The following is an 11712-nucleotide window of genomic DNA, read 5'->3' on the forward strand; positions in this document are numbered from 1 at the left end:
GAGGGGCCCGCGCTGAGCTCGCGAAGCGTGGGGGGCAGCGGGGTCCTTCTACTGGGCGAGCATGTCGTCGGTGACGACGGACTCCGTGTCCGGGATGCCGAGGTCCTTGGCGCGCTTGTCGGCCATCGCCAGCAGCCGCCGTATGCGCCCGGCGACGGCGTCCTTGGTCATCGGCGGGTCGGCGCGCTGGCCGAGCTCCTCCAGCGAGGCCTGCCCGAACTCCAGCCGCAGCCGGCCGGCGACCAGCAGGTGCTCGGGGGCCTCGTCGGCCAGGATCTCCAGGGCGCGCTCCACCCGGGCGCTGGCGGCGACCGCGGCCCGCGCCGAGCGGCGCAGGTTGGCGTCGTCGAAGTTGGCCAGCCGGTTGGCGGTGGCCCGGACCTCCCGGCGCATCCGCCGTTCCTCCCAGGCCAGGACGGCGTCGTGGGCGCCCATCCGGGTGAGCAGGGCGCTGATCGCGTCGCCGTCGCGGACGACGACCCGGTCGGTGCCGCGCACCTCACGGGCCTTGGCCGCGATGCCGAGCCGGCGGGCGGCGCCCACCAGGGCCATCGCCGCCTCGGGCCCGGGGCAGGTGACCTCCAGGGACGACGAGCGCCCCGGCTCGGTCAGCGACCCGTGCGCCAGGAAGGCCCCGCGCCAGGCGGCCTCGGCGTCGCCGATGCCGCCGGAGACCACCGACGGCGGCAGCCCGCGCACCGGGCGTCCGCGCTGGTCGACCAGGCCGGTCTGTCGGGCCAGGCCCTCGCCGTGCTTGGCGATCCGGACCAGGTAGCGCACGCCGCGGCGGATGTTGCCGCCGGCGAGCACGCTGACGCCGCTGGTGTAGCCGTAGACCTCGCTGATGTCGCGGCGCAGCCGCCGGGCCACCGAGCCGGTGTCGAGCTCGGCCTCGATGACCACGCGGCCACCCACGATGTGCAGGCCGCCGGAGAAGCGCAGCAGCGCCGTCACCTCGGCCTTGCGCTCGGAGGTCTTCGTGCACTCCACGCGGGAGAGCTCGTCCTTCACCATCGCAGTCATCGCCATGAGCGGTGTTCCCTTCCCCCTGTGTGCCGGCCGGTGCACCGGTCGTCCCGGTGTGCGGCCACTCCCCCGGCGGTCACCGGGCACCGACCACGGAGGCCAGTGCGGCAGCGAGCCGGTGCGGATCGTGCTGAGCCGCGTCGTCGGATGCAGCCACCGGAGCCAGGACCAGCTCCGCACCGCACCCTTGCACAGCAGACAGCAGACCACGCCGGTCAACAACCGCAGCCGCATCGGCGATGACAGTGTGCAACGACACGCCCCCGAGGTGCCCCAGCAGGACCCTCAGGTGCTCCTGTGGGGAGAACCCGTCCGTCTCCCCCGGCTGCGGCTCCAGGTTCAGGACGACGACCACGCGGGCCGGGCTGGCGGCCAGCGCCGCCCGCAGCCGCGGCACCAGCAGGTGCGGCAGCACGGAGGTGTACCAGGAGCCCGGCCCGAGGGTGATCACGTCGGCCTCGGCGATCGCGGTGAGCACGTCGGGGTGCACCGGGGGGTCGGCCGGGGAGACGTGGATGTCGCGCACCCGGCCCGGGGTCGAGGCGATCGCCACCTGCCCGCGGATGCGCCGGGTCTCCCGCGGGTCGTCGGGGTCGACGCTGGCCACGGTGGCCACCAGGTCGAGCGGGACGTCGGCCATGGGCAGCACCCGGCCCACGGAGCCCAGCAGGTCCCCCAGCGAACGCAGGGCCCGCACGGTGTCGCCCTGGTGCAGCTCGGTCCAGCCGGTGAGCATGAGGTTGCCGACGGGGTGGCCGGCGAGCGCGCCCTCCCCGCCGATCCGGTGCTGCAGCAGGGCGGCCATCTCCTGGGTGCGCGGCTCGTCGCCGGCCAGCGCGGCGAGCGCCATCCGCAGGTCACCGGGCGGGAGCACCGGCAGCTCGCGGCGGATGCGGCCGGAGCTGCCGCCGTCGTCGGCCACGGTCACCACGGCGGTCAGCGTGCTGGTGAGCAGCCGCCACGCGGCGAGCGAGGCGGCCAGCCCGTGCCCGCCGCCGAGCGCGACGACCCGCGGGCCGTCGGGGCCCAGCGGCGCACGGGCGGGCCGGGCGGCCGGGACCGGCGGCGGGGCGGCGATCCGCACCGGCCGGTCGGCGTCGCTCACTCGCGCCCCAGGTCGCGGTGGCGGGCCGAGGCGGCGACGCCCTCGGTGGACAGCCGGCGGGCGAACTCCTCGGCGATCGCGACGCTGCGGTGCTTGCCGCCGGTGCAGCCCACGGCGAGGGTCAGGTAGCGCTTGCCCTCGCGCCGGTAGCCGGGCAGCAGCAGGGCGAGCACCTTCATGTACTCGTCGAGGAACTCCCCGGCGTGCTCCTGGCCCAGCACGTAGTCGCGCACCTCGGCGTCCCGGCCGGTCATCGGGCGCAGCTCGGGGATCCAGTGCGGGTTGGGCAGGAACCGGGCGTCGACGACGAGGTCGGCGTCCAGCGGCAGCCCGTACTTGAAGCCGAAGCTGAGCACCGTCGCGGTCACCTCGGGGGCGGCCCCGTGCACGACGAACGCCGACTCCAGGGTGGCCCGCAGCTGGTGGACGTTGAGGTCGCTGGTGTCGACCCACAGGTCGGCCTCGCCGGCGATCCCGGTGAGCAGCTCGCGCTCGGCCTCGATGCCGTCGGCCAGCCGGCCGCTGCCCTGCAGCGGGTGCTCGCGCCGGTTGGACTCGTAACGCCGGATGAGGACCTCGTTGCGGGCGTGCACGTAGACCACCCGGGGCCGGTGGCCGGCCTCGGCGAGCAGCCGGATGGACTCCTGCAGGTCGCTGGAGAAGGCCCGGCTGCGGACGTCGACGACGGCGGCGAAGCGGCGGAGGTCACCGCGGGCACCCAGCTCGACCATCGGCTGCAGCAGCGCCGGCGGGAGGTTGTCGACGACGAAGAAGCCGAGGTCCTCCAGCACCCGCCCGGCGGTGTTCTTGCCGGCGCCGGACAGGCCGGTGACGACCACGACGTCCAGCGGCGCCAGCTCGGTGCTCGCCGGGTCGGCCGACGGCGCGGCGTCGCCGGGCACGCCCTCGACCGGTCCGTCGTGGACCGGCACGTCCTCGACCGGCCCGTCGTGGGCCGGCACGTCCTCGACCGGCCGGTCGTCGTGCTCGCCGGCGGTCACGTGCTGCTCCCGGCGGACGGGCGGACCCGGCCGACCTCGGCGGTGTCGCCGGCGGCAGCGCCCTGCACGGCGCCGGCGGGCGCGACGCCCACGGGGGCCTCCTCCAGCTCGACGGCGTCCTCGGCGACCACGTCGGGTGCCCGGTCGGCCGCCGACCCCGGCGCGGTCGGCTCGGCCACGGCCGCGAGGACCGCCTCCGCCGTGCGCCGGCCGATGCCGGGCACCGCGGTGAGCTCCTCGACGGTCGCGGCACGCAGCCGCTTGAGGGATCCGAACTGCTTCATCAGGGCCTTCCGCCGGGTGTCGCCGAGCCCCGGGACGTCGTCCAGGAGCGAGACCAACATGGTGCTGGATCGCTTCTGCCGGTGGTAGGTGATGGCGAACCGGTGCGCCTCGTCGCGGACCCGCTGCAGCAGGTACAGCGCCTCGGAGGTGCGCGGCAGGATGACCGGGTCGGGGTCGTCGGGCAGCCACACCTCCTCCATCCGCTTGGCCAGGCCGCAGACGGCGATGTCGACGACGCCCAGCTCGGCCAGCGAGCGGCTGGCCGCGGCCACCTGCGGGGCACCGCCGTCGACGACCAGCAGGTTCGGCGGGTAGGCGAACCGGCGCGGCCGGCCCTCCTCGGCGGCGACGCCCTGCTCGTCGCGCCGGTCGGCCTCGTCCTTGAGGTGCCGTGCGAACCGGCGGCGCACCACCTCGGCCATGGCCGCCGTGTCGTCGGTGCCGGCGGCGACGGCGAACCGGCGGTAGTCGGCCTTCTTGGCCATGCCGTCCTCGAACACGACCATGCTGGCCACCACGTTGGTGCCCTGGACGTGCGAGATGTCGATGCACTCGATCCGCAGCGGGGCGTCGGGGAGGTCGAGGGCCTCCTGGATCTCCGACAGCGCCAGCGAGCGCGCGGTGAGGTCGCTGGCCCGCTTGACCCGGTGCCGGGCGAAGGACTCCTTGGCGTTGCGCTCGACGGTCTCCATCAGGCTGCGCTTGTCACCGCGCTGCGGCACCCGTAGCGACACCTGGGAACCGCGCAGCTCGCTGAGCAGCTCGGTGTAGACGTCGGCGTCGTCGGGGAGCTCGGGGACCAGCACCTCGCGGGGCACGGACTCGCCGACCTCGCCGGTGCCGGTCTGCTCGTCGACCCCGCCGTAGACCTGGAGCAGGAACTGCTCGACGAGCTGGCCGGTGGTGACGTCCTCGACCTTGTCGATGATCCAGCCGCGCTGGCCGCGGACCCGGCCGCCGCGGACGTGGAAGACCTGGACGGCGGCCTCCAGCTCGTCCTGGGCGAAGGCGACGACGTCGGCGTCGGTGCCGTCACCGAGGACGACGGCCTGCTTCTCCATCGCCCGGCGCAGCGCGCCCAGGTCGTCGCGCAGCCGGGCGGCCTTCTCGTACTCCATCGCCTCGGCGGCCTCGGCCATCTGACGCTCGAGCTTCCGCGTCATCTGCTCGGTGCGGCCGCCCATGAAGTCGCAGAAGTCGTCGACGATGTCACGGTGCTCCTCGGCGCTGACCCGGCCGACGCAGGGGGCCGCGCACTTGCCGATGTAGCCCAGCAGGCAGGGCCGGCCGATCTGGGCGGCCCGCTTGAACACGCCGTTGGAGCAGGTGCGGGCGGGGAACACCCGGGTCAGGGTGTCGAGGGTCTCCCGGATGGCCCAGGCGTGCGCGTAGGGGCCGAAGTAGCGGACGCCCTTGCGCTTGGGCCCGCGCATCACCTGCAGCCGCGGGAACTCCTCGTTCAGCGTCACGGCCAGGCTCGGGTAGCTCTTGTCGTCGCGGTAGCGGACGTTGAACCGCGGGTCGAACTCCTTGATCCAGTTGTACTCGAGCTGGAGCGCCTCGACCTCGGTGCCGACGACGGTCCACTCGACGCTGGCGGCGGTGGTGACCATCTGCCGGGTGCGCGGGTGCAAGCCGTAGACGTCGGCGAAGTAGCTGTTCAGCCGCTGCCGGAGGCTCTTGGCCTTGCCGACGTAGATGACCCGGCCGGCCGGGTCGCGAAACTTGTAGACCCCCGGGTCCTCGGGGATGCTGCCGACCGCTGGGCGGTACGTGGACGGGTCGGGCATGGGTCCAGATTAGGTCGGCGCACCGACAGTCCGCCGCGCCGGCCGGTCCCGTCCGCTCCTCCCCCGCCCGGCGGCCCCCTGACCTGCGCCGGACCACCTGGGGGACGCCGACGGCCCGCCGGCCGCACCCCCGGGCGGGGACGCGACCGGCGGGCCGTCGGAGCGGGGTGCCGCGGTCAGCTGGCCTGGTCGCCGGCCGACACCGAGGCGAGCTGCGGCCTCCTGCGGGCCCGCTTCTTGCCGCCCTCGGCCGCTGCGGCGACCGCGGCGGGGTCGAGGATGTCGGCGAGGAACCGGCCGGTGTGGCTCTCCGGCACCGTGGCGACGAACTCCGGCGTGCCCTCGGCGACGACCTGGCCGCCGCGGAACCCGCCCTCGGGGCCCATGTCGATGAGCCAGTCGGCGCTCTTGATCACGTCGAGGTTGTGCTCGATGACGATGACCGAGTTGCCCTTGTCGACCAGGCCCTGGATCACCTGCAGCAGCTTGTTGATGTCCTCGAAGTGCAGACCGGTGGTCGGTTCGTCGAGCACGTAGATCGTGCGGCCGTTGGAGCGCTTCTGCAGCTCGCTGGCCAGCTTGACCCGCTGCGCCTCACCACCGGACAGCGTGGTGGCCGGCTGGCCGAGCCGCACGTAACCGAGCCCGACGTCGGTGAGGGTGCGCATGTACCGGGCGATCGCGGGGATCGCGGCGAAGAAGTCCGCGGCCTCCTCGATCGGCATGTTGAGCACCTCGGCGACCGTCTTGCCCTTGTAGTGCACCTCGAGGGTCTCCCGGTTGAACCGGGCGCCCTTGCACACCTCGCACGGCACGTAGACGTCGGGCAGGAAGTTCATCTCGATCTTCAGCGTGCCGTCACCGGAGCAGGCCTCGCAGCGGCCGCCCTTGACGTTGAAGGAGAACCGGCCGGGCTGGTAGCCGCGGACCTTGGCCTCCGACGTGCTGGCGAACAGCTTGCGGACGTGGTCCCAGACCCCGGTGTAGGTGGCCGGGTTGGACCGCGGGGTGCGGCCGATCGGCGACTGGTCGACGCCGACGACCTTGTCCAGCTGGTCCAGGCCGGTGATGGTGCGGTGCCGGCCGGGGACCATGCGCGCGCGGTTCAGCTCGTTGGCCAGGGTCGTGTAGAGGATGTCGTTGACCAGGCTGGACTTGCCCGAGCCCGAGACGCCGGTGACGGCGACGAGCATGCCCAGCGGGAACGCCACGTCGATCCCGCGCAGGGTGTTCTCCCGCGCCCCCTTGACCACCAGCTCGCGGCCCGGGGTCCGCTCGCGGCGGATCTTCGGGATGGTGATCTCCCGGCGGCCGGACAGGTACTGGCCGGTGATCGACCGCTCGCTGGCGAGGAGGTCCTCGTACGTGCCGCTGACCACGACCTCGCCACCGTGCTCACCGGCACCGGGACCGATGTCGACGACCCAGTCGGCCTGCTTGATGGTGTCCTCGTCGTGCTCGACGACGATCAGCGTGTTGCCCATGTCGCGCAGCCGGATCAGCGTCTCGATCAGCCGGACGTTGTCGCGCTGGTGCAGCCCGATCGACGGCTCGTCGAGCACGTAGAGGACGCCGACCAGCCCGGAGCCGATCTGGGTGGCCAGCCGGATGCGCTGCGCCTCGCCACCGGCCAGCGTCGCGGCCGGACGGTCCAGGGACAGGTAGTCCAGCCCGACGGAGACCAGGAAGGACAGCCGCGCCTGGATCTCCCGGAGCACCTGGACGGCGATGGCCCGCTCGCGCTCCCCGAGCTCCAGGGCGTTGAGCCACTCGGAGGCCTCGCCGATGGACAGCCCGGTGACCTCGGCGATCGACCGGCCCATCATCTTGACGGCGAGGATCTCCGGCTTGAGCCGGGTGCCGTGGCAGACGGGGCAGGGCACGTCGCGCATGTAGCCCTCGTACTTGTCCTTCATGGTCTCGCTGTCGGTGTCCTCGTGGCGGCGCTCGAGGAAGGGCAGCACGCCCTCGAAGGCGGCGTAGTAGCTGCGCTCACGGCCGTACCGGTTCTTGTACTTCACGTGCACCTGGTCCGAGGACCCGTGCAGCACCGACTTCTGCACCTTCGCGGGCAGCTGCTCCCACGGGGTGTTCATCGAGAAGCCGTTCGCGTCGGCCAGCCCGCCGAGCAGCCGCTGGAAGTACTCGTTGCTCATCGACCCGGCCCACGGGGCGATCGCGCCCTCGGCCAGGCTCTTGCCCGGGTCCGGGACGACGAGGTCGGGGTCGACCTCCTTGCGGGTGCCGATGCCGGTGCACTCCGGGCACGCGCCGAAGGGCGAGTTGAAGGAGAACGAGCGGGGCTCGAGCGCCTCGAAGGACAGCCCGTCGTCGATGCAGGCCAGGTGCTCGGAGAAGGTGCGCTCGCGCTCGGTGTCGCCCTCGGGGAGGTCGACGAAGTCCAGCACGACCAGGCCCCCGGCCAGACCGAGGGCGGTCTCGACGGAGTCGGTGAGCCGCCGCTTGGCGCTCTCCTTGACCGTGAGCCGGTCGACGATCACCTCGATCGTGTGCTTCTCCTGCTTCTTGAGCTTCGGCGGCTCGGTCAGCGGGTGGATCGTGCCGTCGACGCGGACACGGGAGAAGCCCTGGGTCTGCAGCGAGCTGAACAGGTCGACGTACTCGCCCTTGCGGGCCCGCACGACCGGGGCGAGCACCTGGAAGCGGGTGCCCTCCTCCATGGCCAGGACCTGGTCGACGATCTGCTGCGGGGTCTGCCGGGAGATCGGCTTGCCGCAGTTGGGGCAGTGCGGCTGGCCCGCGCGGGCGTAGAGCAGGCGCAGGTAGTCGTAGACCTCGGTGATGGTGCCGACGGTCGACCGCGGGTTGCGGTTGGTGGACTTCTGGTCGATCGAGACGGCCGGCGACAGGCCCTCGATGAAGTCGACGTCGGGCTTGTCCATCTGGCCGAGGAACTGCCGGGCGTAGGCCGACAGCGACTCGACGTAGCGGCGCTGCCCCTCGGCGAAGATCGTGTCGAACGCGAGGCTCGACTTGCCCGATCCGGAGAGCCCCGTGAACACGATCATCGCGTCGCGGGGCAGGTCGAGGTGGACGTCCTTGAGGTTGTGCTCGCGGGCGCCGCGGACGACGAGCCTGTCCATGTGATCCCTGTCGGTCGCAGTGGTCCGGTGCTGGCCGGCCCGCCCGGGGGCGGGGACCAGGTCGTGCGGAGGGCCGGAGGCCGGTGGTGCAGGAGGCCGGGGCCGGTGGTGCGTGGGCTCGGGGGCCGGCGGGGGCCCGCGCCGGTGGTGCTGTGCGGAGGACCCCTGCGTCCGTCACCGAGGTGAACGGCGCCCCCGGGGACGGGCTTCCCCGCGGCCGGTGTCGGCCGGGTGTCACCCGCCACAAGCAGCGGTCCCGGCGCAGGGACCGGTCAGTCGGGGGCCGGTCGTGGGTCGAGGACCGGGGCGTACCGGCGCCAGGGCGACCGGCGCTCCAGCTCCCCGGCCAGCCAGAGTAGACGCGTCTCGGCACCTGGCGGTCCGACCAGCTGGACCGAGGTGGGCAGCCCCGCCCGGCCCGGCCCGGCGGGCAGCACCAGCGCCGGGAACCCGGCCCCGTTCCACGTCGCCGTCCAGGGCGCCCAGCGTGCGTTGGCAGCGGCGTTGGCCAGCCAGCCGCGTTCGTGCCACGGCCGGGCGGGCAGCGGCGGACCCGAGGTGACCGGGGTGAGCAGCACGTCGACGTCGCTGAAGAAGGCGGTCGCCCGGGCCCGCAGGGCCGGCTGCGGGCGGTCGAGCCCGGCCCGGCGGACCCAGCTGCCCAGCCGGGTGTGCACGCGGTTCCGCCGCTCCAGCGCCCGCCGGTCGAGCCCCAGCGCCTCGGCGTCGGCGTCGGCCCCGGCCAGCCAGCGGGCCACGGTGCCCAGTGCGTCCACCGGGGTGACCACCGGGTCGCGGTGGACGACCGTGTGCCCGGCCGCACGCAGCTCGGCGGCGACCGCGTCCACCGCGGCCCGCCCGGCTTGGTCCAGCCGGACCCCGGGCACCGGCGACCGGGTGGACACCGCCACCCGCAGCGGGCCGCCCGGCCCGACCGGCGGCTCCGGGTCGACACCGGCCAGCACGGCCAGCCCGAGGGCGAGGTCGGCGACGGTGGTGGCGAGCACCCCGTTCTCGGCCATGCCCGACCAGCTGTCGGCGCCGATGCCCGCGGGCACGACGCCGGCGCCGGGCTTGAGGGTGACCAGGCCGCAGGCCGCGGCGGGCAGCCGCAGCGACCCCATCCCGTCGTTGCCGTGCGCCAGCGGCACGACGCCGGCCGCCACCGCCGCGGCGCTGCCACCGGAGGACCCGGCCGGCGACCGCGCGGTGTCCCAGGGGTTGCGGGTGACGGTGCCCCGGCCGTCGGTGGCGGCGAAGACGCACAGCTCGGGGACCCGGGTGAGCCCGACGACCACGGCTCCGGCCGCCCGCAGCCGGGCGACCACCGGGTGGTCGGCGGTGGCCGGCGCCGGGGAGTGCGCCGGCGCCCCGTCGGTGGTGACCTCGCCGGCCACCGCGACGTTGTCCTTGACCGCGACCGGCACCCCCGCCAGCGGCAGCTCGGCCCGCCGGGGCGAGGCGTCGACGGCGGCGGCCTCGGCCAGCGCGGCCTCGGCGCGGACCACGCGGAAGGCGCCGATCCGGGACTCGGCGGCGGCCAGGTGGCGCAGGTGCGCGCGGACGACCTCGACCGCGGACAGCCCCCCGGAGCGCACCCGGGCGGCCAGCTCGGTGGCCGTCAGCCCGACGACGCCGTCGTCACCGGCGGCCGGCACGGGCAGGGCGGCCGGGCGTGCGGGACCTGCGCCGGCGTCCATGATGGTGAACCTAGCCGGGGTCACCGACAGTTCTCGATCGGAGCACGATGAGCGCGCAGTACACCGGGGACGTCACCGTGGGTGGGCCGGCGCAGACGCGCGAGCTGCCCGGCCTCACCGTCACCAAGCTGGCGGTGAGCGAGATGGCCAACAACGCCTACCTGCTCACCAGCACCGCGACCGGGCAGTCGCTGCTGGTCGACGCCGCCGCCGAGCCGGCCGCACTGCTGGCGCTGGTCGGCGACGCCGACGTCCGCACCGTCGTCACCACCCACGGGCACTGGGACCACCACCGCGCGCTGCCCGAGGTCGTCGCGGCGACCGGCGCGCAGACCGTCGCCCACCCCGCCGACGCCGCCGACCTGCCGGTGCCGGTCACCCGGCCGGTCGGGCACGGGGACACCGTCGCCGTCGGCGACCAGGTGCTCGAGGTGGTGCACCTGCGCGGGCACACCCCCGGCAGCATCGCGCTGGTCTGGCGGGGTGGGGAGGCGGCGGGTACGCACGTCTTCACCGGGGACAGCCTCTTCCCCGGCGGGGTGGGCAACACCCAGGGCGACGCCGCCCGGTTCACCAGCCTGCTCGACGACGTCCGGGCGCGGCTGTTCGACGTCCTGCCCGACTCGACCTGGGTCTACCCGGGGCACGGCAGCGACACCACGCTGGGCGCCGAGCGACCCGCCCTGGAGGAGTGGCGCCGCCGCGGCTGGTAGCCGGGCACGCACGGCCGGTTCGCGGCGGATCAACCGGGTAGGGGGCGATCGAGTCCGCGGCGCGAGCCACGGGGTCCGGGACACCGCCTCCGGCCGGGTCCTGCGCACGAGCCCTCGATCCGAGCCAAGGAGCACACCATGAGCATGACGAACAACGACGCCGCCACCGGTACCCGCGACATCAAGTCGCACGAGACCACCAGCTTCGCCGACCTCGGCAAGGAGATGTGGTCCTACCTCACCGGCAAGGGCGCGGCCATCAACTACCAGTTCGTGGACATGGTCGTCGAGGTCCCCCGCGAGACCGGCGCGGACGCCCCCCGCGCCACCTGGAAGCTGAACGGCACCCTGCGCATCACCACCGCCGAGAACGCCTCCGAGGGATGACCCCGGAGGTGGGCCGCCTCGAGCTGACCGGCGACCTGTCGATCGAGGTGGACGGCGCCCCCGTCCAGGTCACCGCCCGCGGCGGTGACGTGGACGTGGTCGCCGACGACGTGCGCGGCTTCGTGCTCGGCCTGCGGGCGGCCGCCACCGCCCGGACCGGCACCCGGCCCGGGCGGGCCGACGTCGGCACGCTCGCCGGTGCGCTCGCCGACGCCGGGCTCACCGCCCGGCTGCGGTCGCCCTCGCAGGACGTCGTGACCGTCGGGGCCGGGGTCGACTCCGCGCTCGGCGGGCTGCTGCTGGGCACCCGGCTGGCCCGGCCCGACGCGGTCGGCGTGCTGCGGGCCAGCGGCCGCGCCCGCGAGGTCGAGGCCGGCCTCGCGCTGGCGCTGGTGCTGCTGGGCGTCACGGCGTCGCGCCGCCTCGGACTGCGCCGCCGGGACTGACCCACCCGGACGGCGTCGCGGCGGACCGCCGCGACGTCGTCCGGACGGCCCGCACCGGGGCCGTGGTGCGGGGGCGGTGGGGGGGGGGGGGGGGGGGGGGGGGGGGGGGGGGGGGGGGGGGGGGGGGGGGGGGGGGGGGGGGGGGGGGGGGGGGG

Annotated in this window: 9 protein-coding genes; 3 read left to right on the forward strand and 6 right to left on the reverse strand. The window is 74.7% G+C overall.

The window, feature by feature from the left end:
- Window positions 1–48 precede the first annotated feature (48 nt).
- The 6 genes from whiA to O2W14_RS11145 form a co-directional block, all read right to left on the reverse strand.
- Window positions 49–1029 carry a DNA-binding protein WhiA gene (gene whiA, locus O2W14_RS11120; protein ID WP_237494784.1) on the reverse strand — a complete coding sequence of 327 codons (981 nt, stop codon included), beginning with the start codon at window positions 1027–1029 and terminating at the stop codon, window positions 49–51.
- A 73-nt stretch (window positions 1030–1102) separates the two neighbouring features.
- Entirely contained in the window at window positions 1103–2131 is a 1029-nt protein-coding gene (locus O2W14_RS11125) for a gluconeogenesis factor YvcK family protein (RefSeq protein WP_269176157.1), read from the reverse strand.
- Complete coding sequence (rapZ, locus tag O2W14_RS11130; RefSeq protein WP_269176158.1) at window positions 2128–3132, reverse strand: RNase adapter RapZ; 1005 nt, start codon at window positions 3130–3132, stop codon at window positions 2128–2130. The genes O2W14_RS11125 and rapZ overlap by 4 nt, the downstream gene beginning before the upstream one ends.
- Entirely contained in the window at window positions 3129–5207 is a 2079-nt protein-coding gene (gene uvrC / locus O2W14_RS11135) for an excinuclease ABC subunit UvrC (protein WP_269176159.1), read from the reverse strand. Before uvrC ends, rapZ begins: the two co-directional genes overlap by 4 nt.
- 176 nt (window positions 5208–5383) lie before the next feature.
- Window positions 5384–8311 carry an excinuclease ABC subunit UvrA gene (gene uvrA, locus O2W14_RS11140; protein WP_269176160.1) on the reverse strand — a complete coding sequence of 976 codons (2928 nt, stop codon included), beginning with the start codon at window positions 8309–8311 and terminating at the stop codon, window positions 5384–5386.
- A gap of 272 nt (window positions 8312–8583) precedes the next feature.
- Complete coding sequence (locus O2W14_RS11145; RefSeq protein WP_269176161.1) at window positions 8584–10035, reverse strand: amidase; 1452 nt, start codon at window positions 10033–10035, stop codon at window positions 8584–8586.
- A gap of 23 nt (window positions 10036–10058) precedes the next feature.
- Between O2W14_RS11145 and O2W14_RS11150 the strand changes: the two genes are divergently transcribed.
- The 3 genes from O2W14_RS11150 (at window position 10059) to O2W14_RS11160 (ending at window position 11557) form a co-directional block, all read left to right on the forward strand.
- The gene (locus O2W14_RS11150) at window positions 10059–10724 is read left to right on the forward strand and encodes an MBL fold metallo-hydrolase (protein WP_269176162.1); all 666 of its coding nucleotides are present in this window, start codon (window positions 10059–10061) and stop codon (window positions 10722–10724) included.
- Window positions 10725–10862: 138 nt separating this feature from the next.
- Window positions 10863–11111 carry a hypothetical protein gene (locus O2W14_RS11155; protein WP_269176163.1) on the forward strand — a complete coding sequence of 83 codons (249 nt, stop codon included), beginning with the start codon at window positions 10863–10865 and terminating at the stop codon, window positions 11109–11111.
- A complete protein-coding gene (locus O2W14_RS11160; RefSeq protein WP_269176164.1) occupies window positions 11108–11557 on the forward strand; it encodes a hypothetical protein in 450 nt (149 codons plus the stop codon). Before O2W14_RS11155 ends, O2W14_RS11160 begins: the two co-directional genes overlap by 4 nt.
- Window positions 11558–11712: the final 155 nt, after the last annotated feature.

The sequence above is a fragment of the Modestobacter sp. VKM Ac-2986 genome, from assembly GCF_026967795.1.
Classification (GTDB): domain Bacteria; phylum Actinomycetota; class Actinomycetes; order Mycobacteriales; family Geodermatophilaceae; genus Modestobacter.

Coding starts and splice junctions, on each gene's coding strand:
- whiA (WP_237494784.1), bottom strand. CDS start 1,029: ATGGCGATGACTGCGATGGTGAAGGACGAGCTCTCCCGCGTGGAGTGC.
- uvrC (WP_269176159.1), bottom strand. CDS start 5,207: ATGCCCGACCCGTCCACGTACCGCCCAGCGGTCGGCAGCATCCCCGAG.
- uvrA (WP_269176160.1), bottom strand. CDS start 8,311: ATGGACAGGCTCGTCGTCCGCGGCGCCCGCGAGCACAACCTCAAGGAC.
- O2W14_RS11150 (WP_269176162.1), top strand. CDS start 10,059: ATGAGCGCGCAGTACACCGGGGACGTCACCGTGGGTGGGCCGGCGCAG.
- O2W14_RS11155 (WP_269176163.1), top strand. CDS start 10,863: ATGAGCATGACGAACAACGACGCCGCCACCGGTACCCGCGACATCAAG.
- O2W14_RS11160 (WP_269176164.1), top strand. CDS start 11,108: ATGACCCCGGAGGTGGGCCGCCTCGAGCTGACCGGCGACCTGTCGATC.